We start from the raw sequence: 24,366 nt of genomic DNA on the forward strand, positions 1-24,366 counted from the left end.
GGTCAGGCCCGCATTCGCCCGACCAGACCCGTGTCGTAGTCTCCCGCGACGAATGCCGGGTTCTCCAGCAGCTCGGCACAGAAGGGCAGATTGCTCCTCGGCCCCTCGACGGTGAACTCCGCGACCGCCTTGCGGCCCAGCTCCAGCGCCTCGGTCCGGTCGGCCCCGAGCACGCACAGCTTGGCCATCAGCGGGTCGTAGAACATGGTCACCGTGTCGCCCGCCGCGTAGCCGGCGTCGACGCGGATGCCGGCGCCGGCGGGCTCGTCCCAGGTGGTGATCCGGCCGGGACCGGGCAGGAAACGCTTGGGGTCCTCGGCGTAGACCCGGAACTCGATCGCGTGCCCCTGCGGCGCCACCGTGATCTCCGGGCTCTCCCCGGCGGCCACGCGGAGCTGCAGCTCCACCAGGTCGAGGCCGGTGACCAGCTCGGTGACCGGGTGCTCGACCTGCAGCCTGGTGTTCATCTCCAGGAACACGAAGTCCTGGGCGTCGGCGTCGACCAGGCACTCGACCGTGCCCGCGCCGAGATAGCCGACGGCCTCGCCGGCCCGCACGGCCGCGGCCAGCATGCGTTCGCGCAGCTCGGGCCCGATGCCGGGGGACGGCGACTCCTCGACGACCTTCTGGTGGCGGCGCTGCACCGAGCAGTCGCGCTCGCCCAGGGCCAGCACCCGGCCGTCGGGCAGGCCGATGATCTGCACCTCGACGTGGCGGGCACGTTCGACGTAACGCTCCAGCAGGACCGCGGGCCCGGCCAGCGCGTCGCCCGCGCCGCCCGCCGCGGCCGCCGCGGCGAACCTGGCCGCCGTCCTGGCCGCCTGCTCGAACGCCTTGGCCAGCCCGGCGTCGTCACGGGCCACGCTCATGCCGATCCCGCCACCGCCGCCGGCGGTCTTGACCATGACCGGGTAGCCGATCAGCTCGGCCGCGTCGAGCGCCGCGACCAGGTCGGTGACCGGTTCCCTGGTGCCCGCGGCGACGGGCACGCCCGCCTGCTCCATGAGGTTCCTGGCGTTGATCTTGTCGCCCATGCGGTCGATGGACTCCGGCGACGGCCCGATCCACACGAGCCCGGCCTCGATCACCGCCCGCGCGAACGCGGCGTTCTCCGACAGGAAGCCGTAACCGGGATGAACCGCGCCCGCCCCCGTGGCGCGGGCCGCGTCCAGCAGCCTGGCGGGGTCGAGATAGCTCTGCGCGGGGTCGGCCGGGCCGATCAAAACCGCCTCGTCGGCCTCGCGCACGAACGGCAGCCCGGCGTCGGCCTCGGAGTGCACGGCGACGGCACGCAGGCCCATGCGCCTGACCGTACGGATGATCCGCCGGGCGATCTCCCCCCGGTTGGCGATCAGAACGGGTCCGAGCGTCTCAGCAGTCACGCGGACAACCCTATGACCGGCGTCGGCTCGTCCCTTTTCTCGTGAAGTACCGATCAGCGGAGAATGATCTGTAGGAACCCCACAAAGCCGGGCAATCGGCTACACGCGGCCTCTGCCGACCACCCGGGTCAGGGCGTCGAGCGCGGCGGCGTCGTACGCGCTGCCCGCCGTGAGCCCGATGCGCTCCAGCGCCGCCCCCGACCGGTCGCGATCGGTGGACGGACCCACCAGATCGTCGTAGGCGTTGGCGACCCTGATGATGCGGCTGGACAGCGGCGGGTCGTCGGCGATCTCGTCGCACTGCCTGCGGACCACCTCGGCCACCCGGTCGAGCACGCCCGTCTGCCTGATCACCTCGGCTCCCAGCTCGGCGATGCGCCGCGCCTGCTCCGGATCGGCCAGCACGGTGGCGCCGCCCGGGATGGGGTCGCGCAGCGAGAGCTGGCCGATGTCGTGCATGAGGGCCGCGTACTCCAGCTCCAGCAGCTCGGGCTCGGCCATGCCCAGCTCCCGGCCGACCGCCACGGCCAGCCGGGACACCCGGCGCGAGTGGCCTGGCTCGACGTAGCCGCCGACCTCGGTGACCCGCGACAGGGCGCGGACGGTCTGCAGGTAGGTGGCGCGGATGCCGGCGTACTTGCGGAAGGCCACCTGCGTGACCAGCAGCGGCGCGGCGAACACCAGCAGCGCCACCAGGTCCATGCTGTGCGTGGCGAGCGCGAGCAGCACACCGGAGGCGGCCACCGCGGCGCCCAGCGGGAACGCCATGTTGATCTCGTCGCGCACCGCCACCCGGAACGCCGTGCGCAGCCGCTCGGCCCGCAGCAGCGCCGCGATCAGCACGTCGACCAGCAGCGTCACCGTGATCAGCGAGACCATCACCACGAGCGCCGGCCACCAGGTGTGGGCGCCCGGCGGCGGCTTGGTGAGCTGGTAGAGCGGGTCGGCCAGCGGGCGGAAGGCGAAGGCCAGCAGCGCGCCGGTGAGCAGGCGGCGGGCCATCGCGTCGAGCCGCGGTGGCCGGCCGACGGCCAGGTGAGGCAGCGCGCCCGCGATCATCCCGGCCGCGATCACGGCCACGACCTGCAGCGCGGAGTGGCGCAACTGGTTCTGGCTGAGGTCGAGCAGCAGGGTGTAGCCGAGCGCCGCGGCGGCGCCGATGGGCGCGACCTCCCTGTTGCCCGGCATGGTCAGCCGGGCCAGCTCGCCGACCGCGATCAACGCGCCGAACCCGATGGCGATCTCGGGACGGTCGAGCCCGACGGCCGCCGTGTGCGCCACGCCCGCGACGGCGACCAGCCCGGCCGCGCAGATCAGCAACAACTGGCCGGAGTCGAGCCGGCGCAGGACGGTGGCCTGCGCCCGGTCGGCGCGCCGGACGCGCTCTGCGGTGGTCATGGCCCGCTCACGACCTGGATCGGCATCGTCGGGTCGTCGTGGTCCTTGATCGTCGCCTCGGCGGCGTCGGGCGGCGGCGCCTCGACCCGGCGCGGCGGCTGCCAGGGACTGCGTTCCAGCGCCCGGATGAACGCGGCCACCATGACCGGGTCGAAGTGCGTGCCGGAGCACTTGCGCAGCTCCTCCACGGCCACCTCGACCGGGCGCGCCCCCCGGTAGGAACGGTCGGAGGTCATCGAGTCGAACGCGTCGGCCACGGCGATCACCTTGGCGAACTCGGGGATCTCGTCGCCGGCCAGGCCCATCGGGTAGCCGGTGCCGTCGTGGCGCTCGTGGTGGTGCATGATCCCGGCGTAGGCCTCGTCGAGGAAGCCGATGCCGCGGACGATCTCCAGCCCGCGCATCGGGTGGAGCTGGATCGCGGCGAGCTCCCCCTCGGTGAGCGGGCCGTCCTTCTGCAGCACCTTCGTGGGCACGCCCAGCTTGCCGACGTCGTGGAGCATGCCGGCGTAGCGGATGGCGCGCAGGCGTTCGAGCCGCATGCCGATCTCCTCGGCGATCATGCTGGAGGCGAGCGAGACGCGCGTGCAGTGGCCCCGGGTGTAGTAGTCCTTGGTCTCGACGGCCTGGCACAGCGCGGCGATGGTGGCGTCGTACGAGCGCTGCTGGGCGTGGTACTGGCCGAACGCCCACCGGGCCACGAACAGCGGCAGCAGCACCAGCACCGCCGAGATCGACTGCACGGTCGCCCACAACCCGGCCACCAGCAGCCCGAACGTGCCGTAACCGAGATAGGACAGCAGGAACTGGACCATGCCGCGCAGCGGCACCTCCGTGGCCCGCACGCTGGTCGCCAGGCTGATCATGGTCAGCGTGAGCACGATGTTGAGCGGCACGAACACGGCGGTCGCGGCGGCGTAGGGGCCGATGAGGCTGTCGAACTCGTTGACCCGCGGCACCCCGACCGTGCCGTGCAGCCACTCGTAGACCCAGCCGGAGGCGTAGCCGCAGACGGCGAACTGCGCGCCGTTGAACAGCCGCTTGATCAGCGGCAGCCCCGGGCGCACGCTGACCGCGGCGGTGAGCCCCACCAGCGCCGCGCCCTCCGGCCCGATCAGCACGACCGCGGCCAGCGACGCCGAGAAGCTCACCGACACCGCGAACTGCTCCACGTTGAGCAGCGTCGGCATCGACTCGCACACCAGGAAGAGCAGCCCGAGCACCAGCAGGATGTCGAGTTTCTCCGGCGCCACGAGCGGGCCGGAGACGATCGCGCTGTGCCCGATGAGCGCGGCCGCCGCCGCGATCACGGCGACCAGGTAGACCCTCGCGGGCCAGGGCAGGTCACGCATTGCGGCCCCCTACGGCGGTCAGGTCCAGGAAACCCCTGGCGGAAGCGCGCCGATGCCGGCCAGGGCCACCATCGAGGTGAGCACGATGACGGCGGCGAGCGACCGGGTGAACCTGTCCTTCAACATCCCACATGCCTCCACGTCGACTTCTGGAGCTCACGCTACAGAAGAGGACGTCACCGTACGGGCCGAGCGGGAAATCGCAAGCAAAGTGTAATCAAGCAACTACCTGGCGCGACTCCGCGCCCAGGCCACGGTGCTCTTCACGCCGGTCGGCAGGTCGGTGCGCGGCTCCCAGCGCAGCCCCTCGTGGGCGGGCACCGGATCGACGGCCATCGCCGGCAGGTCGCCGACGCGCGGCTGCGCGAAGCCCGGCTTGTCCTGGGCCCCGGCCGCGTCGGCGATCAGCGAGTGCAGGCGCCTGTCGGTGGTCTGGATGCCGGTGCCGAGGTTGAAGCGGCGGCCGTTGCCCTCGCTGCCGCAGGCCCGGACGAAGCCGTCGACCACGTCGTCGACGTAGACGTAGTCGCGGGTCTGGGTGCCGTCGCCGTAGAGGACGGTGGGGGTGCCGTTGAGCAGGGCGTCGGTGAAGATCGACACGACGCCGGCCTCGCCGTCGGGCGACTGGCGCGGGCCGTAGACGTTGGAGAGCACCAGCGTGGTGTACTCCAGGCCGTACAGGGCGCGGAAGGTCGCCAGGTAGATCTCGGCGCTCAGCTTGGAGGCCGCGTACGGCGAGCGCGGGTCGGTGGGCGCGTCGCCGGGCACGGGGATCGTGGCGGGCCGGCCGTAGACCGCCACCGACGAGGCGAACACCACCTTGCGCGTGGTGCCCTCCTTGGCCGCCGTCAGCACCGACGCGGTGCCCTCGACGTTGAGCCGGGCGTCGTGGACGGGGTCGGCCACGCTCCTGCGTACGCTGATCTGGGCGGCCAGGTGGCAGATGACCTCGGGCCGCAGCTCGGCCGCCAGCCCGATGATCGCCGGGTCTCGCACGTCGAGGACGTGCAGGCTGAAACGGTCGCTCTCGGCGGCGTTGACCAGGTTGTCCCTGCTGCCGGAGGACAGGTCGTCTACGGCGACGACCTCGTGTCCGTCCGCGAGCAGGCGGTCGACGAGATTCGACCCGATGAAACCGGCACCACCGGTGACTAGGACGCGCATGGCGTGAATCCTAGTCGGCCAGCTCCGACCTCACCTGCTCGATCCGGGCCAGCACCTTGGAACGCAGATCGGCGGGGACGGGGTCGCAGCCGCAGTGCTTGGCCACGAGCGCCTTGACCGCCTTGTCGAGGTCGTACTCCTTCAGGCACGGGCTGCACTCGTCGAGATGCACGCGGATGTCGGAGACGTCACCGTCGGTCAGCTCGCCGTCGAGATAGGCGTAGACCTTGTCCAGCACCTCGCGACAGTCGGTGTCGTGCGGGTTGCCACAGCTCATTTCGATCCCTCCGAGGGGACCAGGCCGCGCTCGCGGGCGTAGTCCTCAAGGAGGCCCCGGAGCTGCCTGCGTCCCCGATGCAGCCTGGACATCACGGTGCCGATGGGAGTGCCCATGATGTCGGCGATCTCCTTGTAGGGGAAGCCTTCGACGTCGGCGAGGTAGACGGCGATCCTGAACTCTTCCGGCAGCGCCGCGAGCGCCTGCTTGATGTCGCCGTCGGGGAGGTGCTCCAGCGCCTCGACCTCGGCCGACTTCAGCCCGCTCGAGGTGTGGGACTCGGCGCGCGCGAGCTGCCAGTCCTCGATCTCCTCGGTGCCGGACTGCTTGGGCTCACGCTGCTTCTTGCGGTAGCTGTTGATGAACGTGTTCGTCAGGATCCGGTAGAGCCACGCCTTGAGGTTCGTGCCCTCCTGGAACTGGTGGAACGACGCGAACGCCTTGGCGAAGGTCTCCTGAAGCAGGTCCTCCGCGTCCGCTGGATTCCGGGTCATCCGGAGCGCGGCGGAGTAGAGCTGTTCGAGATACGGCATGACGTCGCGCTCGAACCGCTCGCTGCGCTGCTCCAGAGTCTCCGCGCCTGTCGCGGGCACCGGACCCACCCCCCTAAGATCACCGGTGGCCGGCTGTGGCGGTACACCGTACTCAGGGGAGAATACCCGCTGGCCGATGACCTCCTGGTCATCGGGGCGCGGTCTTTCCAATGTGAGCATGCTCGTCGCAACACGCCCGCGCCCTTGTCTGTTCCCGCAAGATAGAAGGTACAGAGGACCCGGTGCGGGGAACGTCCATACGTACCGGCTGGTAGCCCTTTTTCCGGAACTCAGGAGTCGCGTGTGCTGCCCATTCCGGCCGAGGAACTGAACGGCTCTGGGACGCTCGGGCCGTACTGGACCTTCTACCGCGCCGTCGCCGCCGAGCAACTGAACCGCTGGCTCCCCGGCGAACCGTCGGTGATCCTCGATCTGTCCGGCGGCCGCGGACGCTGGTCCGGCCAGGCCGCGAGGGCGGGACACCGGGTGATCGAGGTGCTCGACTTCCGCCGGACCGTGGACGCGCAGTCCCGTTTGCGGGACGCCGACCGGGTTCGGCACGTACGCGCCGATGATCTGGCGTTTCTTCCCGATGAGAGCGTCGACGCGGTGGTCGCCGAGGAACGCGCGATGTCGATCGAGCTCATGGCCGAGTCGGCGATGAGCGACGTGGCCAGGGTGCTGCGTCCGGGCGGGCGGGCGCTGGTGTGCGTCGACTCGCTGGTGCTGGGCATGGCGATCCTGGCCGAGCAGGAGCAGTGGCAGCACCTGCGGCAGACCGGCGAGGTCATGCTGGTGCCCTGGCCCGACGGCAGCATCACGCGCTGCTTCAGCAGCGGCCAGCTCCGCGAGCTGCTGATGGGGGCCGGGCTGGAGGTGGAGTGGATGCGGCCGCGCACGGTGTTGTCGCCGTCCACGGTGGACCACGTGCTCGGGTCCGACGGGCGGGCCCTGACCTGGCTCGTGCGCACCGAGCTCGACGCCCATCCCGATGATGACGACACGGTGGGCATCCACCTGGTGGCCAGCGCCCGCAAGAGCTGACCGACCCGCCGACCGGTTTCCCTGACCGCCGGCCGTTCCCGAGGCCGCCGTTCTCCTCGTCCGGCGGCCTCCGGTTCCTTCGCGGATCAGCGGCGGCGTTCGCGTCTTCCCTGGCACGGCACGCAGCGGGCGGCCTCCGGGCGGGCCTCCAGCCGGCCCTCGGGCACCGGCTCGTCGCAGTCGACGCACCTGCCGTACGCGCCTTCGTCCAGGCGTCTGATCGCCTCGGTCACCGCGCGGCGTTGCGCGGTCGCCACGGTGAGCATGGCCTGCGCGCGGTCGGCGTCGGTGAGGTCGGAGCCCGCGTCGGCCGCCGAGTGCTCACGGATCGCGACGGGGTCGCCCTGGAGGACCCCGATCGAGCGGTCCAGCTCCGCGAGCATGTCTTCGAGCCGCTGACGAGCGGTCGTGACGTCCACGAATCCGCACCTCCGGGTGAAAGGGGGGAAGCCCGCGGCTGGGACTCCCCGGTTGTCCCGCCCGGCGCAATTAGGGGCATGTCGTGGCGGTGACACCGAGTGAACGGTCGCATCGCTTTCCTCACCGAATGCCCACTTACCATGCTTCTTACACCTTTAGAAAAGGCCGGCTTCCTCCTCGTCGGGGAGCGGTTTGATGAGATCCGGCCCATTGTTCCGGACATTATTGACATCAGTAGAAACGGGATATGCCGCCAGCCTCCCGGCCTCCGCGGGCACCAGGAGTCGTGAGGCGCGCTCGGTGTCGGTGAGGGCCGGGTCCAGCCAGTCGGCCCAGCGGTCGCGCTCGATCATCATGGGCATCCTGTCGTGGATGCGGCCGAGCTGGTCCTCGGCGTCCGTGGTGATGACCGTGCAGGTCACCAGCCACTTGAGCGGGTCGTCGTCGTCGCGGGTGCGGTCCTTCCAGAACTCGTACAGGCCCGCCATGGCCAGCACGCCGCCGTCGGCCGGGTGGATGAAGTACGGCTGCTTCTTCTTCTCGCCCTCGACGGCCATCCACTCGAAGTAGCCGTCGGCCGGGATCAGGCATCTGCGCTTGGCGAACGCCTGCCGGAACGACGGCTTCTCGGCCAGCGTCTCGGCCCTGGCGTTGATCAGCCGGGAGCCGATCGACGGATCCTTGGCCCAGACGGGCACGAGACCCCACCTGACGATCCTGAGCTGCCGGACCGCGTGCTCGTCCTCCTTGGAGGACCGGCTCATGACCGCGTAGACGTTCTTGGTGGGGGCGACGTTGAAGTCGGCGCCCAGCTCCTTGTCGGGCTCGCCGTCGAGCTCGACCTGGAACTCCTCCAGCAGCTCGTGCTTCTTGCGCGCCGAGGCGTATCTACCGCACATGTCCCCACATTGCCATACGCCGGGGTGTCGCTCGCGGCTTCGCCTCCGGCCGGGGCGGCCCGGCTCGGCTCGGATCGGCTCGGCTCGGCGAAAGGGCGACGCGTCCGGCCGGGGCGTCTCGGCCCCGCGGAAGGGCGACGCGTCGTCCACAGGCCGTGAACGGGCCGTACCAGGGCCAGTAGGCTTTGGACATGCCCGCTCAGCACTGGCCCGCGCCGACGGCCGACACGCCCGTCAACGCCTCCGTCCGCCTGCCCGGCTCCAAGTCCGTCACCAACCGGGCGCTGCTGCTCGCCGCGCTGGCCGACGGTCCGGGCGTCGTCCGCCAGGCGCTGCGCAGCCGCGACGCCGACCTCATGGTGTCGGCCCTGCGCGCGCTCGGCGCCACGCTGACGGCCGTGCGCGAGACCACCGACGCGGTCGACTGGGAGGTGACGCCGGGCCCGGTCCGCGGCGGCGCGCGCATCGACGCGGGGCTCGCGGGCACGGTCATGCGGTTCGTCCCGCCGATGGCGGCGCTGGCCGACGGCCCGGTCTTCTTCGACGGCGACCCCTACGCCCGCAGGCGTCCGATGGGCCCGATCCTCGACGCCCTGCGCGCGCTCGGGGCGCGCATCGACAACGACGCGCTCCCGTTCACCATCACCGGGCCGCTGACCGGCGGCGAGGTCACGATCGACGCCTCCGGCTCCTCGCAGTTCGTCTCAGGGCTGATGCTGACGGCGGCGCGGTTCGCGAAGGGCGTGACGATCCGGCACGTCGGCCCGCCGGTGCCCTCCCAGCCGCACATCGAGATGACCGTCCACATGCTGCGGGAGGCCGGGGTCAAGGTCGACGACACCGAGCGCGACGTCTGGCGGGTCGAGCCGGGCCCGATCGCGGCCAGGGACATGACGGTCGAGCCCGACCTGTCCAACGCGGCGCCGTTCCTGGCCGCCGCGCTGGTCACGGGCGGCACGGTCACGGTCCCCGGCTGGCCGGCGGAGACCACCCAGCCGGGCGACGCGCTGCGCGGCCTGCTCACCACCATGGGCGCCACGGTGACCCGCGACGGCGACGACCTGGTCGTCACCGGCACGGGCGAGGTCAAGGGCCTCGACGCCGACCTCCATGAGGTGGGCGAGCTGACCCCCACGATCGCCGCGCTGGCCGCCCTGGCCACCACGCCGAGCCGCATCCGCGGGGTCGGCCACCTGCGCGGCCACGAGACCGACCGGCTGGCCGCGCTGGCCACCGAGATCAACGCCCTCGGCGGCGACGCGGAGGAGACGGCCGACGGCCTGCTCATCCGTCCCCGCCCGCTGCACGGCGGCGTGTTCCACAGCTACGACGACCACCGCATGGCCACGGCCGGGGCCGTGATCGGCCTCGCCGTGCCGGGCGTGGAGGTGGAGAACATCGCGACGACCGCCAAGACGTTGCCCGAGTTCGTCCAGATGTGGGCGGCGATGCTGGAGGCCCGATGAGCGGCGATGATCGCGCGTTTCGCGGCAGGCGGCGGGGGCACTTCGCAGGAGGGTCCGGCGTGAGAGGAAGCGAGCGCATGGGAGCGGACCGCTGAGAAAGCGGGAATACGACGAGGACGACGTACGGGTCAGGCCGGGCAAGGGCTCGCGCCCGCGCACCCGCATCCGTCCCGCGCACGAGGACGCCGTGGAGGGCTTCGTGGTCGCCGTCGACCGGGGCCGCTACACCACCCTGGTCGAGCCCGACCGCGGCCACAAGCGCAAGCAGCAGCAGCGCCGGCTCGTGGTCGCCATGAAGGCCCGCGAGCTGGGCCGCAAGGGCATCGTGGTCGGCGACCGGGTGGCCCTGGTCGGCGACGTGTCGGGCCTGCCCGACACGCTGGCCAGGGTGGTCCGGGTGGAGCCGCGCACCTCGATGTTGCGCCGCTCGGCCGACGACACCGACGACACCGACGGCATCGAGCGCCCGGTCGTGGCCAACGCCGACCAGCTCGTGATCGTCACGGCGCTGGCCGACCCGCCGCCCCGGCCCCGGATGATCGACCGGATCCTGGTGGCGGCGTTCGACGCCGAGATCGACGCCCTGCTCTGCCTGACCAAGTCCGACCTCGCCCCACCCGACGAGCTGGTCGCCCTGTACGAGCCGCTGGGCGTGCCGCACATCGTGGTCCACAAGGGCGGCTCCCTCGACGAGCTGCGCGACCACCTGGCCGGCCGCATCAGCGTGCTGGTGGGCCATTCGGGCGTGGGCAAGTCCACCCTGGTCAACGCCCTGGTGCCCGACGCCAACCGCGCGGTCTCGCACGTCAACGCGGTCACCGGCCGCGGCCGGCACACCTCCACCTCGGCCGTCGCGCTGGAGCTGCCCGAGGGCGGCTGGATCATCGACACGCCGGGGGTGCGCAGCTTCGGCCTGGCCCACGTGTCGGTCGAGACCGTGCTGGCCGCCTTCCCCGACCTGGTGGAGGGCACGGTCACCTGCCCGAAGGGCTGCACCCATCTCGGCGACGGCTGCGCGCTCGACGCCTGGGCGGCCGCGGGCAACGCCGACCCGGCCCGCCTGGAGTCGCTGCGCCGCCTGCTGTCCAGCCGCGAGGGCGCCCCCGACGAGCCCGCCGCCTGATCACCGGCCGTTCAGGGGCGGTTGGGGCGCAGCGTCCAGGTGACGGTGAGGCTGGAGACCAGGGTGCCGGCCGCGTCGCGCACGTCGACCAGCACGTCGAAGACGGGCCGCTCGCCGGCGTCCAGCTTGCCGACGACCTCCTCCCTCGATGCGGCCACGCGCGCCTCGGCCCGCACCTCCCCCAGGGCCACCTTCCGGAACTCGATGGTCGCCGTCGTGGGCAGCGGCACGCTGCGGCTGAGCTGGTCGCCGAACCTGGACAGCACCGCCGCGCCCGACGCCGACTCGGCCAGGGTGAACAGCGTGCCCGCGTGCGGCCCGGCCACGTGGTTGTGCAGTTCGGGCCGGTCGGGCAGCCGGCATTCCGCCCGGCCGTCCTCGACCGCGTCGAACACGATCCCCAACGTCCGGGCGAAGGGAACGGTTTCGAGAAGGAAGGCACCTACATCAGTGGACATAGGAGACATGTTACTGGTCAGTAGGCGAAAAGGGAGTTACCAGAAAAGGGGCGCCGGTGACTGATGTCCGGCACGACCGACGCGATAGCGTGGCTGACCGTGCAGGGTTACAACGACGATCTACGCCTCGCTCACGTCATGGCGGACGCCGCCGACGACCTGACCATGCGGCGCTTCAAGGCGGTCGACCTCAAGGTCGAGACCAAGCCCGACCTGACGCCGGTCAGCGACGCCGACCGCGCCGTCGAGGAGGCCATCCGCGGCACGCTGCGCCGGGCCCGGCCGCGCGACGCGGTGGTGGGCGAGGAGTTCGGCAAGACCGGGTGGGGAGCCCGGTCGTGGATCATCGACCCCATCGACGGCACCAAGAACTACGTGCGCGGCGTGCCCGTGTGGGCCACGCTGATCGCGCTCATGGAGTACGGCAAGGTCGTCGTCGGCCTGGTGTCGGCCCCCGCGCTCGGCCGTCGCTGGTGGGCGGCCACCGGCGGCGGTGCCTGGACCGGCAAGAGCCTGGCGAAGGCCACCAGGATGAGCGTCTCCTCGGTCACCGCGCTGGAGGACGCCTCCTTCTCCTACTCCAGCTTCGGCGGCTGGGAGGAGCTCGGCAAGCTGGACAACTTCCTCGACCTCGGCCGCGCCTGCTGGCGCACCCGCGCGTACGGCGACTTCTGGTCGCACATGATGGTCGCCGAGGGCTCGGCCGACATCTCCGCCGAGCCGGAGCTGTCGCCCTGGGACATGGCGGCCCTCACCGTGATCGTCGAGGAGGCCGGCGGCGTCTGGACCGACCTCGCCGGCGTGCGCGGCCTGGAGGGCGGCAGCCTGGTCTGCACGAACGGCGCCCTCCACGACGAGGTGCTGAACCGGCTCAACGGCACCACGATCACCTCCTGACGGCCCGCTTCAGGCCGTCTCGAAGTCGGTGCACAACCATCGATGGCCGTGCCGCTCCAGCCGTACGGCCAGGACGTGGCTGCGCTCGCCGCAGTGCACCAGCACGCACATCTCGACGGCACCGTCCCTCGGCTCCTTGACGTGCGGGCTCCCGACGAACGGCGGCCGATCGGCGGAGATCATCCGCCCGGCCCTGACGAGGTCGCGGTAGGCCCCGCCGGTGAGCCGGTCGGCCACCGACTCCGGCGGGCGGCGGCCCGTCAGCACCTCGGCCAGCGCCTGCCCGAGCTGACGCAGCCTGCGTTCGTCGGGCCGGGCTCCGGGCGGGCCCCAGACGAGCGGGGTCAGGGCCAGTGCGCCGTGCGTGGAGTCGTCCGCCATGCGCCCTCCAATTGACTCAGGGGGAAGAAGGAAACGCCTTAATGAGTTTTCGGCCGGGGCCGCCGGATACGAAATCCGCCAACTTTACCCGGCCGCCGTCCTCTTTCCTCCCCTTGGGCGGAGAAATGCATCGCGGGGCTGGATCCCCTATTTCTTTATCGGTTGTTCAGAGCGACAACACCCGGGCGACCGCATTCATCAACGAGTCGCGGTAGGAGGCTCCGTACAGCACCACGTGCACCAGCAGCGGATGGAGCTGGTGCAACGGCACCCGCGCCCGCCACCCCGGCGCGAGCGGGAACTCCTCCTGGTACGCCCCCATCACCCGATCCAGGTACGGCAGCCCGAACAGGGCCAGCATGGCCAGATCCGTCTCCCGGTGCCCGCCGTGGGCCGCCGGATCGACCAGCACCCCGGTGCCGCCGGACCACAACACGTTCCCGCTCCACAGATCCCCATGGACGCGGGCGGGCGGCTCCGGCGGCCCGGCCACCTCGGCGAACCGCGCCACGGCCCGCTCGACCAGCGTCACGTCCGCGACCGGCAGCCGCGCCCGGCGCAGGAACGGCAACACCCGCCGGGAGGCGTAGAAGGACGGCCAGTCACCGTCGGGCGAGTTGTCCATGGGCAGCTCGGCGATGAACCCCGGCCAGGGCGCGCCGAACCCCGCCGCCCCGGCGCGGTGCAGACGGGCCAGGTCACGGCCGAACCGCAGGGCCGCCTCGGCGGTGGGCGCCTCCTGCGGCACCCACGACAACACCAGCCGGTCGGGACCGGCCTCCACGACCTCGGGCACGGCGATCGCCTCGCCCAGCCAGCGCAACCCGGCGGCCTCGGAGGCGAACACGTCGGAGGCGGGACCGATCTTGGCGAACGCCTGCCGCCCGTCCTCCAGCACGCCGCGCTGCAACCGCCGGCCGTGGGAGGAGCCGAGGTCCTCAGTCGATCTCATCGGCGATGTGCGCGGCCACGCCCTTGGAGGCCGTCTCCAGCATGGTCAGCACCTCCTCGAAACCCTCGCGGCCACCGTAATAGGGGTCGGGCACCTCGGCGCCGTCCGGCGCGCCGGGGTCGAACGAGCGGAACAGGCGCACCTCGACGCCGGCGGGCGCCAGGCGGCGCAGGTTGGCCGCGTTGTCGCGATCCATCGCCAGCACCAGGTCGTAGCGGTCGAACCAGTCCCGCGTGAACTGCCTGGCGCGGTGGGCGGCGCCGTCGTAGCCGTGCTCGGCCAGGATGCCCAGCGCCCGCTCGTCCATCGGATCGCCGGCGTGCCAGCCGCCGGTGCCCGCGCTCTCGACGACGACCCGGCCGCCGAGCCCGCGCTCCTCCAGGGTCCGGCGGAGCACCACCTCCGCCATCGGGGAACGGCAGATGTTGCCCATGCACACGAGACACACGCGATAGCTCATGTATCCCATCTTCGCTGGTCACATTGATGGAGACGACCAGGCGCGTTCACCGAACGTTCACCCTTGTTGGGGGGTCTGAGTCACTTTGCCTGCATAGCTTCATGGACGACTAAGGACCAAGTGAGGGGAACCCAACCGTGAAGTATGCAGGCCGGCTCGCCGCCGTCGCCGTCGTCGGCGCGCTCTCGCTCGCTGCGTGCGGCACAGACAACAACAGCTCCGGGGGCACGACCGGCACCAGCTCCGCCAGTGCTCCCGCCGCGGGCAACGACAACGGCCTGAGCGGCACCATCAACGCCGCCGGCTCGTCGGCCCAGGCCAACGCGATCGACCAGTGGAAGAAGGACTTCCAGGCCAAGAACTCGGGCGTGAGCCTGAACTACCAGCCGAGCGGTTCGGGTGCCGGTGTGCAGTCGTTCATCGCGGGCACGGTCGACTTCGCGGGTTCGGACTCCGCTCTCAAGGACGACAAGGGCGAGCCCGCCCAGGCCGACGCCCGGTGCAAGACCGGCAAGGCCATCAACATCCCGATGGTGACCGGCCCGGTCGCGGTGGTCTACAACCTCCCCGGCGTGGACGGCCTGCAGCTGTCGCCCAAGACCATCGGCGGCATCTTCGACAGCAAGATCACCAAGTGGGACGACGCGGCCATCAAGGCCGACAACCCCGACGCCAAGCTCCCGTCCACGCCGATCTCGGCCTTCCACCGCTCGGACGAGTCGGGCACCAGCGACAACTTCACCAAGTTCCTCAAGGCGACCGCCGGCTGGCCGTACGAGCCCGCCAAGGCGTGGCCCGCCGAGGCCAAGGGCCAGGGCGCCAAGGGCTCGGACCAGGTCGCGGCCAGCGTCAAGAGCACCGAGGGCTCCATCGGTTACGTCGAGCTCTCCTTCGCCGAGAACTCCCAGCTCAGCAAGGCCAAGGTGGCCAACGGCTCCGGCGAGTTCGTCGAGCTGACCGCCGACAGCGCGGCCAAGACGGTCGAGACCGCCGAGATCACCGGCACCGGCAACGACCTGAAGCTGAGCATCGACTACGCCACCAAGACGGCGGGCGCGTACCCGATCGTGCTGGTGACGTACGAGATCACCTGCGAGAAGGGCCTCGCGCCCGAGCAGGCCAAGCTCGTCAAGGAGTTCCTCACCTACACCTCCAGCGACGAGGGCCAGGCCGCGCTGAAGGACCTCGGCTACGCCCCGCTCGCGGGCGAGCTGCTCACCAAGGTCCGCACCGCCGTCGGCGCGATCTCCTAGCACAGCATGACGACCAACGTTCGTACCCGTGGGGGCGGGCCGGCCACGCGCCGGTCCGCCTCGCGGCGCAGCCATGGTGAAGGCCCCTTCAAGTTCGTCTCCACCGGTGCCGGCGTCCTGCTGCTGGGGATCATGGCGGCCATCGCCGTGTTCCTCATCAGCGAGGCCGTCCCGGCCCTGCAGGCGAACAAGGGCAACTTCTTCACCGACCTGATCTGGGAGCCCAACGGCAGCCAGGTCTTCGGCATCGGCGCGCTGGCCTTCGGCACCGTCCTCAGCTCGGCGATCGCGCTGGTCATCGCCACCCCCATCGCGGTGGGCGTGGCGCTGTTCATCTCCCACTACGCGCCCCGCCGCCTGGCCGGGCCGCTCGGCTACCTGGTCGACCTGCTGGCCGCCGTGCCCAGCGTCGTCTACGGCCTGTGGGGCGTGACGTTCCTGGTGCCGCTGCTGCGCACGCCGTCGCAGTGGCTCAACGAGCACCTCGGCTGGTTCCCGCTGTTCTCCGGCGAGGGGGCCATCGGCGGCAAGACCATGCTCGCCGGCGGCATCGTCCTGGCGATCATGATCCTGCCGATCATCGCGGCCATCTCGCGCGAGGTGTTCCTCCAGGCCCCGAAGATGAACGAGGAGGCGGCCCTGGCGCTCGGCGCCACCCGCTGGGAGATGATCAGGATGGCCGTGCTGCCGTTCGGCCGGCCCGGCGTCATCAGCGCCGCCATGCTCGGCCTCGGCCGCGCGATGGGCGAGACCATCGCGGTCGCGCTGATCTTCCCCGCCACCTTCGACATCAGCTTCGAGATCCTCACCCCGCACGCCAACAGCATCGCGGCCAACATCGCCAACGGCTTCGGCGAGGCCACGCAGGTCGGCCGGGGCGCGCTGATCGCCTCCGGTCTGGTGCTGTTCGTCATCACGCTGCTGGTCAACATGGGCGCACGCATGGTGATCAACCGGCGCAAGGAGTTCAGGGCGGTGGGGGCATGACCATCCAGCACATCTCGACCGGCCGCCGGATCAAGGACAGGTTCGTCCAGGGGCTGGTCTACCTGGCGTTCGCGCTGGCCGTGGTGCCGCTCATCTCGGTCCTCTGGCTGGTGATCTCGAACGGCCTGGCCCGCTTCGACCTGGAGTTCCTCACCCACTCGATGCGGAACATCGGCGCCCGCGACGTCGGCGGCGGCGCCTACCACGCCATCGTCGGCACCTTGGAGCAGGTCCTGCTGGCCTCGCTCATCTCGGTCCCGATCGGCCTGTTCACCGCCATCTACCTGGTCGAGTACGGCCACGGCGGCCGCCTGAGCCGGGCCATCAGCTTCTTCGTGGACGTCATGACCGGCGTCCCTTCAGTCGTTTCCGGCCTGTTCATCCTCGCCTTCTGGGTGCTCTTCCTGGGCAACCCGTTCTCCGGCTTCGCCGGCGCGCTGGCGCTGTCGATCCTGATGATGCCGACCGTGGTCAGATCGGCCGAGGAAATGCTCCGGCTGGTGCCCAACGACCTGCGCGAAGCCTCGTACGCGCTGGGCGTGGCCAAGTGGCGCACGATCCTGAAGGTCGTGCTGCCGACCGCGTTCACGGGCATCGTCACCGGCGTCATGCTGGCCGTCGCCCGCGTGGCCGGCGAGACCGCGCCGCTGCTGCTCACGGTGTTCTTCACCGACTCCATCAACAACGATCCGTTCAGCGGGCCGCAGATGGGCCTTCCGCTCTTCGTCTTCGACCAGGCGGCCCGTCCCAACGACACCGCCATCGACCGTGCCTGGGCCGGAGCCCTCACGCTGATCCTGATCGTCATGCTGCTCAACCTGGTGGCGCGCCTGATCGCCTGGTGGCGCAGGCCCGCCAGGGGCCGATAGGGGGTAACCGCCACAATGTCCAAGCAGATCCAGGTCTCGGGCCTCGACGCGTACTACGGGTCGCACAAGGCGATCGAGGACGTGTCGATGACCATCGAGCCGCGCTCGATCACCGCGTTCATCGGCCCGTCCGGATGCGGCAAGTCGACGTTCCTGCGCACGCTCAACCGCATGCACGAGGTGATCCCCGGCGCCCGCGTCGAGGGCAAGGTCATGCTCGACGGCGAAGACCTGTACGCCCCCACCGTCGAGCCCGTCTCGGTCCGGCGCATGGTCGGCATGGTCTTCCAGCGCCCCAACCCGTTCCCCACGATGTCGATCTACGAGAACGTGGCCGCCGGGCTCCGCCTCAACGGCCGGGTCGGCAAGTCCACCCTCGACGGCATCGTGGAGGAGTCGCTGAAGGGCGCCAACCTCTGGAACGAGGTCAAGGACCGGCTGAACAAGCCCGGCGCCGGCCTGTCCGGCGGTCAGCAGCAGCGTCTGTGCATCGCCCGCGCGATCGCGGTCAAGCCGCAGGTCCTGCTCATGGACGAGCCGTGCTCGGCGCTCGACCCGATCTCGACGCTGGCCATCGAGGACCTGATGGCCCAGCTCAAGGAAGAGTTCACGATCGTGATCGTGACCCACAACATGCAGCAGGCCGCCCGGGTCAGCGACCGGACCGCGTTCTTCAACCTGGCCGCCCAGGGCAAGCCCGGCAAGGTCATCGAGATGGACGAGACCTCCCGCATGTTCACCAACCCTTCGGAGAAGGCAACAGAGGACTACATCACGGGACGCTTCGGCTGATGACCCCACAGCAGGCGGCATCCACGATGAACGGGGACACGCGGACCAAGCCCGTACTGCTCATCGCCGACCCCGACGACGCCGTGGTCGACGACCTGGCCACGGCGCTGGAACGCGAGGGCGTGGCCGTCACCGGCGCGCCGGACGGCGCCCAAGGGCTGCTCCAGGCGGGAGCGCTGCAGCCGGACGTGGTGCTCGTGTCGGCCACGCTCCCGGTCATCGACGCGGTCGACTTCGTCCGCGCGGTACGGCTCGCGCGAGCCGTGCCCGTCCTGCTCGGCGTCGGCGAGGGGAACGCCGAGCAGGCCGTACGCGCGCTCGCGGCGGGGGCGGCGGCCTGCGTGGCCCGGCCGTACCGGGTGCCGGAACTGCTGCCGTTCATCCAGGCGTCCTCCCCCGAGTCCCGCAAGGTCCTGGCCGTCGGCGGCGTCGAACTGGACGTCCAGGCCTACCAGGTACGCGTCGAGGGCCGCGCCGTGCACCTCCCGCTGCGCGAGTTCGAGCTGCTGCAGTACCTGATGCGCAACGCCGACCGCACGGTCACCCGCGAGCAGATCATGCGGCACGTGTGGCACGCCGCCGCGACCACGTCCACGAACACGATCGCGGTGCACGTCAAACGGCTGCGCGCGCGCCTCGGCGACAACGACGACCAGCTCATCCAGACCGTGCGCGGCGTCGGCTACCGGCTGGTCACGCCCGGCACCTCCGGAAGTCCCGCATGATCCGCGCGGCGACGCCCTCGACGGTCGCGATGCCGTCCCCCACCTCGGCGCTGCCCTCGGTGAGGACGGCGACCGCGTAGTCGTGGCCGCGGCCCCGGATCAGCCCCACGCTGACCGTGGCCCAGCGCCCGTTGGAGACGCGCTTCAGCCAGCCGTTCTTCAGACGCACGCGCTCGCCCGCGCAGGCCGCGGCGGAGACCCCCCAGTCCTGGCCGCGGACGACCGCGCCCATCAGTTCGAGCACCTGCGCGCGCTCCTTCGCCTTGAGCGGGCTCTTCCCGGACACCAGCGCCTTCATCAGGCGGACCTGGTCGTCCACCGACGTCTCGGTGATGCCCCAGCAGTAGAGGTCGACGCAGTCCCCCGGGACGCCCCTGGTGTGCCTGAGCCCGAACCTCCTGCCGGCCTCGGTGAAGCCCGCCGCGCCGCCGATGCGCAACCACAGGCGGTCGGCCGCGTGGTTGTCGCTGTAGCGGATCATGAGCTCGGCGTCGCGCCTGACGGACCCGGGCAGCCTGCGCCACGGTTTCCCGAGCAGCAGCGCCATCAGGATCTGGACCTTGGCCGTGCTGGCGGTGATCAGCCGTTCGCCCGGGTGGTAGCGGTAGACGCGGCCGGTCGTCAGATCCTTGACCATGGCCGTGACCGGCCCCGGCCGGCCCGCCAGGAAGCGGTCGAGCCGCTCGGTGATCTTCTTGGCCGGGACGGGCTTCACGGCCTCCGTCTTGGCCTGGACGGTTTTCACGGCCTTCGCCTTCTTGGCCGGGACCGTTACGGCGATCGCCGGGGGGCCGAGGTGGTGCGGCATGCGTACCGGCCCGGGCGCGGCGCGCAGGGTCCCCGGCTCCGGGGCGCTCACCTGCCCTGGCACCGCCACGTGTGCACCCACCGTCCCCGGCGCCGCGTGCGTCGGCAGTGCCGTCCCCGCGGCTGTGCCTGGGGCGAGGAGCGGCGGCAGGAGGGCGAGCGCGATGGCCAGCCGTGGAAGCGTCCTCACGCTGCCCGCGATCATGCGGTGAATTATCACGAAAAATGGCAACACCGCGCTACGAGTCGCCGGAAAACATCTTCACCTACTCACCACTCCACATAGAACCCGACCACCCCGAAGACTCGCGATGTGGCCACTGGTACGATTCCCCTCTTTCGGGGTTTGTCAGCACTCTCGGGGCAAAAGTGACAACGGGGCCGAGTTTTCCGCAGTATCAGGGGCAACAGCAGCAGCAACAGTGGCCGGCCATGCAGCCGCCGCCACCGCCACCTCCATCCAATCCTCCTTCTCCGCCCAGGCGCCGGACCGGCTTCTGGGTCACCATGGGCATCGTCTCGCTCGTGGTGGCGATCGCCGTGGGCGCCGGCGTCGGCCTCGTCCTGCGCGGCCGCATCAACGGCGTCCAGGACCCGTTACGCCGCCAGGAGGCGTCGGGCAAGAGCGACCCGAACGCCGTGATCGTCACCGACCAGGAGATCGAGAAGCTGGTCTACGAGCACGGCAAGGCGCTGAGCAGCGGGAACGCCGACGCGTTCACCTCGATCTTCGACAAGGGCAACGCGGCGCTCGTCCGCGACCAGCGCAAGGTGTTCACGAACCTGCGCAAGGTGCCGCTCAGCGAGGCGTCGTACAAGGTGATGCGTCGCGAGGGCCGCGCCGAGGACAGCTTCGGGCGAGCCCTGAAGTTCACCCAGGACGTCGCGTTCGTCCACCGGTTCGCCGGCATCGACCTGCGGCCGGTCTCGGAGTGGTACCGCTGGACGCTGGAGAAGGCGTCCAAGGACGCGCCACTGGTCGTCACCAAGGTGGACGGCGCGCCGCCACCCATGGTGAGCGAGGGCAGCAAGTCCGTGTACTACCCGGGCCCGTGGGACATCTGGCCCGACATCACCGTCGTCCGCGCCGGCGCCAGCATCGTCCTGGCCCGTCCCCAGGACGCGGCCATGGCCAGGCGCGTCGCCCCGGTGGTCGCCAACGCGGCGAAGAAGAACCTGGACTTCTGGAAACGCAACGGCGACGCCACCGCGCCCGTGCCGGCCGGGTTCGCGGTCGCGCTGGTCGAGGGGCAGAACCAGCTCGGCAACCTGTTCCGCAAGGAGAAGGCGCACGAAGCGGGCGTGTCCATCCCCATGCTCGCCTGGGCCTCCCTGGGCGACGACGTCAAGGTCGGCGGCACCCGGGTGGTCATGGACACCACCACGTCCTTCTTCCGGTCGTCCGAGGGCATTCTGGAGATCAGCACGCACGAGCTGGCCCATTCCCTGCTGGCCGGGCTGGACAGCGCCGACTTCTCCCTCTTCGGCAAGCCCAACTGGGTCATCGAGGGCTTCGCCGAGTACTCCGCCAACCGCGGCCACCCCATCAACCAGAACATCCGCTTCCAAGAAGGCCGCGCGTACCTGGCCGGCCGCCTCAGCACCCGCTTCTCGGGCCAGCTCCCCGACAACCCGTCGTGGGACGCCAACGGCATGACGAACGTGCACTACCTGATGGGACACCTGGCCATGCGCTACATCGCCCAGCGGTACGGCGAGCAGAAGCTGACCAGCGCGGTGATCGCGGCCTACCGGGCCAAGGGCGACGACAGCGAGGCGGCACTGTTCAAGGTGCTGGGCGTGAGCAAGGCGGACTTCGAACGGCAGTGGGCGTCGTACGTCCGCGGGCAGCTGGCCTGAACGGGGAGCAACCATGACCGACCACTCCAACACCCCACCCGGCCCGTACGGCTCCCCACCCCCCAACCCGTACGGCCAGCCGGCTCCCAACGCCGGCTCCTATCCTCCGCCCGCGCAGCCGTGGCCCCAGAGCCCGGCCGCGTACCCCCCGCAGGGCACGGCCCCGGCCGCCTACCCACCCGCGGGCCACCCGCAACCACCCGCCAATCCTTACGCTCCTTCTCCCGGCGCGTATGCCCCGCCAACGGGCAACCCAGCCGCATACCCACCGCCACCAGGCAACCAACCCACATATCCACCCCCCACGGGCAATCAGCCCACCTACCCACCATCCATGGGCAACCAGCCCACATACCCGCCGAACCCTCCCTCCCCCGGCGCACCCTCGCCCTACGGGCAACCCCCGCAGCCCCCCGCACCCGGCAGCGGCACACCGTACGGCGGCCAGCCCGCGCCCCCGCAGCAGAGCCCCCGGCCCAAGTGGAAGACCGCCCTGCTGGCCACCGGCGCGGCCGTGGTCCTCCTCTCCGTCAGCACGGGCACCGCCTGGTTCGTCGCCACCACCGGGACGACCGGCGGCGGCATCACCGCATTCGGCGACGGGGGCGGCGACGGGGCGGAATGGGACGTCCCCCTCCCCAACGCCGGAAGCTGGGACTTCACCACCGCCCTGGCCTTCGGCAGCTGGCTGACCGACAAGGTCGTCATCCGCGCCCAGAAGGACGGCGTCCTCGCCTACGACCTGGCGTCCGGAAAACGTTCCTGGGGCATCCCCTCGCCGGGCGCCCAGCTCTGCGGCGCCACCCCGGACCTGTCCGGCGGCAAGGCCGCCATCGCGTACGGCAGCAGCAACTCGTGCGACCACCTGGCCGGCATCGACGCCACCACGGGCAAGCTCACCTGGAAGATCAAGATCCCGGCCGAGAAGTCCACCCTCGCCAACTCCATCAACGTCCCCCGCATCATGAGCGCCGACGGCGTGGCCGTCACCGAGCTGGACGACGCGGTGGTCGCCTACCGCCTCTCCGACGGCCACAAACTGTGGAGCGCCGCCGCATCCGCCGACGACGGCTGCCACATCAAGGACATCAACACCGCCCCCACCCGGGTCGCCGTCATCCTCGACTGCACCTTCCGAGGCGGCACCCGCCTCCAGTACCTCGACCCGAAGACCGGCAAGATCACCAAGCAGGCCACGCTGGGCGAGCTCAGCCTCATGACCAGCCTTCTGTCAGCCGCTCCTGCCATCATCCGCAGCGAGTCCGGCGGCCAGAACAACTTCACGGTCTACTCCGACGCCGCGACCAAGGTGACCGAGTTCAAGACCCCCGAGGTGGACATGCTCGCCATGAACACCGTGGCCATGGTCAACGGCCTGTTCGAACAACACCGCTACACCATCCACGGTGACTGCCTCTACCTGGCCACGTTCCCGGAGAACGTCCCGCAGAGCATGCGCTCCCGTAACAAGGCCCTCGCCTACGACCTGAAGACCGGCAAGCAGCTGTGGGAATCGTCCGGCACCCATGACACGATCCTCACCTACGTCCGCGCCGACGACCAGGGCCTGCTGGCCGTCGAAACCGGCGACCGCCGCGACCTGGCCCCCCGCCTGATCCGCCTGGACGCCGCCACCGGCAAAGCCACCGAACTGGCCACCCTCCCCCAGAAGTACGGCACCGAGGCCGAAAAGGCCCGCGTCTTCGAACGCAACGGCGTAGTGATCACCGTCCCCTGGACCTCCGTAGCCACCAGATACGCCGTCACCTACGTCAACACCAAATCCTGACCCCAAAGATCCTGACCCCAACAACAGAAGGGCCCCACGCACCCGGCGTGAGGCCCTTCTCCCGTCTTCCCACCTTCACAACCACATCCCCAGCCCTGCACCGCGTCAGGTGGCGGGTTGCATGTGTGAGGCGCGGTTGATGGGCCTGTGAGTGACTCTGCTGGGCAGAACGATCCGGGGCGCCCCAACCCACTGCTCCCACCAGCAGGGCCCCCCAGCGCCACTCCATGAATGGACGGCGCATCAAGGCCAGCCAACCTCCTGGCCGGGCGCCTGACCAGGAGGCTGAGAGATCCCGAGAGCCCGGGGAAGCCTGGGACGCGGTGACAGTCCGGGGCATGCCTGGCGTATGCCGGAGATGCATCAGGTGCCGGAGGGCATGACGCCCCCACACTCGCCTCAATTCCTCCGCCCCGTCCCCATCGGCTCTACGTAGGCGGGGACCGGTCTGAAACGCGGAGATGTGCTGGACCTGCGGGCTGATGACACCTGAAGTCTGTCTGCGGTCGCGGGGATCAGCACCACCGCGCGCAGGCGGTTGACGGCCGGCACTCAGCGCAGGCATAGGGCCGCCCCCCAGGACGGCGCTTGAGGAACGTCAGCTCAGGGGCCGGATACGAGCCCTTGGGTCTCCGGCGAGGCCGGGCCGGCTACGCCCCCTTGATCTCCTACGAAATGGGGCGGGACACGAACCCTAACTCTCCAAAACGGGCCGGCTCGGACTGACCAGAGCCGGAACCGGCTGCGATCCACCGAAAGCGCCACCTCCGCCTTGCGACAGCGCACCTCCAAGCGGCCGACCGGCCCACCAGCGCACCGGCCCAGGGGGCCGGGGGGCCAGGGGCCGGGGATCCACTGGACCCGCCACGAGCCGGCCCCCTGAACCAGCACCGCCCACCCTCAGCACCACACCACCACACCCGGAATGGAAGAAACACCCCGGAAATGCAGAAAGGGCCCCGACCGAAGTCGGGGCCCTTCCCAAAGATTGTCCGGCGGTGACCTACTCTCCCACACCCTCCCGAGTGCAGTACCATCGGCGCAGAGAAGCTTAACTTCCGGGTTCGGAATGTAACCG

General features: G+C 70.6%; 24 protein-coding genes and 1 rRNA gene. 11 read left to right on the plus strand and 14 right to left on the minus strand.

Annotation, left to right across the window (positions count from 1 at the left end):
* Nucleotides 1-2: 2 nt before the first annotated feature.
* The 6 genes from ACFYUV_RS23500 to ACFYUV_RS23525 form a co-directional block, all read right to left on the minus strand.
* A complete protein-coding gene (locus ACFYUV_RS23500; protein ID WP_387671271.1) occupies nucleotides 3-1,382 on the minus strand; it encodes an acetyl/propionyl/methylcrotonyl-CoA carboxylase subunit alpha in 1,380 nt (459 codons plus the stop codon).
* Between the two features lie 99 nt (nucleotides 1,383-1,481).
* Nucleotides 1,482-2,780, minus strand: a complete 1,299-nt coding sequence (locus ACFYUV_RS23505) for an HD-GYP domain-containing protein (RefSeq protein WP_387671273.1) — start codon at nucleotides 2,778-2,780, stop codon at nucleotides 1,482-1,484.
* Nucleotides 2,777-4,132 (minus strand): HD-GYP domain-containing protein, encoded by a 1,356-nt coding sequence (locus ACFYUV_RS23510; protein ID WP_387671274.1) that lies wholly within the window; start codon nucleotides 4,130-4,132, stop codon nucleotides 2,777-2,779. The genes ACFYUV_RS23505 and ACFYUV_RS23510 overlap by 4 nt, the downstream gene beginning before the upstream one ends.
* 225 nt (nucleotides 4,133-4,357) lie before the next feature.
* Nucleotides 4,358-5,296 (minus strand): NAD-dependent epimerase/dehydratase family protein, encoded by a 939-nt coding sequence (locus tag ACFYUV_RS23515; RefSeq protein WP_358289007.1) that lies wholly within the window; start codon nucleotides 5,294-5,296, stop codon nucleotides 4,358-4,360.
* Nucleotides 5,297-5,306: 10 nt separating this feature from the next.
* Entirely contained in the window at nucleotides 5,307-5,573 is a 267-nt protein-coding gene (gene rsrA / locus ACFYUV_RS23520; RefSeq protein ID WP_352322878.1) for a mycothiol system anti-sigma-R factor, read from the minus strand.
* Nucleotides 5,570-6,286 carry a sigma-70 family RNA polymerase sigma factor gene (locus ACFYUV_RS23525; protein ID WP_387654924.1) on the minus strand — a complete coding sequence of 239 codons (717 nt, stop codon included), beginning with the start codon at nucleotides 6,284-6,286 and terminating at the stop codon, nucleotides 5,570-5,572. The genes rsrA and ACFYUV_RS23525 overlap by 4 nt, the downstream gene beginning before the upstream one ends.
* A 123-nt stretch (nucleotides 6,287-6,409) precedes the next feature.
* On the opposite strand from ACFYUV_RS23525, the gene ACFYUV_RS23530 reads away from it, so the two are divergent.
* Complete coding sequence (locus ACFYUV_RS23530) at nucleotides 6,410-7,150, plus strand: methyltransferase domain-containing protein (RefSeq protein WP_352322877.1); 741 nt, start codon at nucleotides 6,410-6,412, stop codon at nucleotides 7,148-7,150.
* Nucleotides 7,151-7,236: 86 nt separating this feature from the next.
* Here the strand turns inward: ACFYUV_RS23530 and ACFYUV_RS23535 are convergent, their stop codons facing one another.
* On the minus strand, nucleotides 7,237-7,569 hold the full coding sequence (locus tag ACFYUV_RS23535) for a TraR/DksA C4-type zinc finger protein (protein WP_364330906.1): 333 nt from the start codon (nucleotides 7,567-7,569) through the stop codon (nucleotides 7,237-7,239).
* Between the two features lie 156 nt (nucleotides 7,570-7,725).
* Nucleotides 7,726-8,469 carry an SOS response-associated peptidase gene (locus ACFYUV_RS23540; protein WP_358289013.1) on the minus strand — a complete coding sequence of 248 codons (744 nt, stop codon included), beginning with the start codon at nucleotides 8,467-8,469 and terminating at the stop codon, nucleotides 7,726-7,728.
* 191 nt (nucleotides 8,470-8,660) lie between these two features.
* On the opposite strand from ACFYUV_RS23540, the gene aroA reads away from it, so the two are divergent.
* On the plus strand, nucleotides 8,661-9,935 hold the full coding sequence (aroA, locus tag ACFYUV_RS23545; RefSeq protein WP_358289015.1) for a 3-phosphoshikimate 1-carboxyvinyltransferase: 1,275 nt from the start codon (nucleotides 8,661-8,663) through the stop codon (nucleotides 9,933-9,935).
* Nucleotides 9,936-10,026: 91 nt separating this feature from the next.
* The gene (gene rsgA / locus ACFYUV_RS23550; protein ID WP_358289078.1) at nucleotides 10,027-11,058 is read left to right on the plus strand and encodes a ribosome small subunit-dependent GTPase A; all 1,032 of its coding nucleotides are present in this window, start codon (nucleotides 10,027-10,029) and stop codon (nucleotides 11,056-11,058) included.
* 11 nt (nucleotides 11,059-11,069) lie between these two features.
* On the opposite strand, the gene ACFYUV_RS23555 is transcribed toward rsgA, so the two are convergent.
* A complete protein-coding gene (locus ACFYUV_RS23555) occupies nucleotides 11,070-11,525 on the minus strand; it encodes a DUF4442 domain-containing protein (protein ID WP_387671278.1) in 456 nt (151 codons plus the stop codon).
* 54 nt (nucleotides 11,526-11,579) lie between these two features.
* Between ACFYUV_RS23555 and hisN the strand changes: the two genes are divergently transcribed.
* On the plus strand, nucleotides 11,580-12,413 hold the full coding sequence (hisN, locus tag ACFYUV_RS23560) for a histidinol-phosphatase (protein ID WP_387671280.1): 834 nt from the start codon (nucleotides 11,580-11,582) through the stop codon (nucleotides 12,411-12,413).
* Between the two features lie 9 nt (nucleotides 12,414-12,422).
* On the opposite strand, the gene ACFYUV_RS23565 is transcribed toward hisN, so the two are convergent.
* The 3 genes from ACFYUV_RS23565 to ACFYUV_RS23575 form a co-directional block, all read right to left on the minus strand.
* Nucleotides 12,423-12,794: an Rv3235 family protein gene (locus tag ACFYUV_RS23565; protein ID WP_352366048.1), complete on the minus strand. Its 372-nt coding sequence runs from the start codon at nucleotides 12,792-12,794 to the stop codon at nucleotides 12,423-12,425.
* Nucleotides 12,795-12,960: 166 nt separating this feature from the next.
* Nucleotides 12,961-13,746: a fructosamine kinase family protein gene (locus ACFYUV_RS23570; RefSeq protein WP_387671282.1), complete on the minus strand. Its 786-nt coding sequence runs from the start codon at nucleotides 13,744-13,746 to the stop codon at nucleotides 12,961-12,963.
* Complete coding sequence (locus tag ACFYUV_RS23575) at nucleotides 13,733-14,206, minus strand: low molecular weight protein-tyrosine-phosphatase (protein ID WP_387671284.1); 474 nt, start codon at nucleotides 14,204-14,206, stop codon at nucleotides 13,733-13,735. Before ACFYUV_RS23575 ends, ACFYUV_RS23570 begins: the two co-directional genes overlap by 14 nt.
* Nucleotides 14,207-14,343: 137 nt before the next feature.
* On the opposite strand from ACFYUV_RS23575, the gene pstS reads away from it, so the two are divergent.
* The 5 genes from pstS to ACFYUV_RS23600 are packed head-to-tail and all read left to right on the plus strand — an operon-like array spanning nucleotide 14,344 to nucleotide 18,832.
* Complete coding sequence (gene pstS / locus ACFYUV_RS23580) at nucleotides 14,344-15,459, plus strand: phosphate ABC transporter substrate-binding protein PstS (RefSeq protein ID WP_387671286.1); 1,116 nt, start codon at nucleotides 14,344-14,346, stop codon at nucleotides 15,457-15,459.
* A gap of 6 nt (nucleotides 15,460-15,465) precedes the next feature.
* Nucleotides 15,466-16,446, plus strand: coding sequence for a phosphate ABC transporter permease subunit PstC (gene pstC / locus ACFYUV_RS23585; RefSeq protein ID WP_352322868.1), 981 nt, complete (start codon nucleotides 15,466-15,468; stop codon nucleotides 16,444-16,446).
* A complete protein-coding gene (gene pstA / locus ACFYUV_RS23590; RefSeq protein WP_387671288.1) occupies nucleotides 16,443-17,315 on the plus strand; it encodes a phosphate ABC transporter permease PstA in 873 nt (290 codons plus the stop codon). The genes pstC and pstA overlap by 4 nt, the downstream gene beginning before the upstream one ends.
* A 15-nt stretch (nucleotides 17,316-17,330) precedes the next feature.
* Complete coding sequence (gene pstB / locus ACFYUV_RS23595; protein WP_352322866.1) at nucleotides 17,331-18,107, plus strand: phosphate ABC transporter ATP-binding protein PstB; 777 nt, start codon at nucleotides 17,331-17,333, stop codon at nucleotides 18,105-18,107.
* A complete protein-coding gene (locus tag ACFYUV_RS23600) occupies nucleotides 18,107-18,832 on the plus strand; it encodes a response regulator transcription factor (RefSeq protein WP_358289033.1) in 726 nt (241 codons plus the stop codon). Before pstB ends, ACFYUV_RS23600 begins: the two co-directional genes overlap by 1 nt.
* Here the strand turns inward: ACFYUV_RS23600 and ACFYUV_RS23605 are convergent.
* On the minus strand, nucleotides 18,801-19,829 hold the full coding sequence (locus ACFYUV_RS23605; RefSeq protein ID WP_387671290.1) for a serine hydrolase: 1,029 nt from the start codon (nucleotides 19,827-19,829) through the stop codon (nucleotides 18,801-18,803). The two genes, ACFYUV_RS23600 and ACFYUV_RS23605, sit on opposite strands and share 32 nt — an antisense overlap.
* Before the next feature lie 317 nt (nucleotides 19,830-20,146).
* Here ACFYUV_RS23605 and ACFYUV_RS23610 point away from each other — a divergent pair, with 317 nt between their 5' ends.
* Nucleotides 20,147-21,499, plus strand: a complete 1,353-nt coding sequence (locus tag ACFYUV_RS23610) for a hypothetical protein (RefSeq protein WP_387671291.1) — start codon at nucleotides 20,147-20,149, stop codon at nucleotides 21,497-21,499.
* A gap of 334 nt (nucleotides 21,500-21,833) precedes the next feature.
* The gene (locus tag ACFYUV_RS23615) at nucleotides 21,834-23,288 is read left to right on the plus strand and encodes a PQQ-binding-like beta-propeller repeat protein (protein WP_387671293.1); all 1,455 of its coding nucleotides are present in this window, start codon (nucleotides 21,834-21,836) and stop codon (nucleotides 23,286-23,288) included.
* Between the two features lie 990 nt (nucleotides 23,289-24,278).
* Here the strand turns inward: ACFYUV_RS23615 and rrf are convergent.
* Nucleotides 24,279-24,366: ribosomal RNA gene (gene rrf, locus ACFYUV_RS23620) — 5S ribosomal RNA — on the minus strand; the annotation flags it as partial.

The organism is Nonomuraea sp. NPDC003560 (genome assembly GCF_042878785.1).
Classification (GTDB): Bacteria; Actinomycetota; Actinomycetes; order Streptosporangiales; family Streptosporangiaceae; genus Nonomuraea.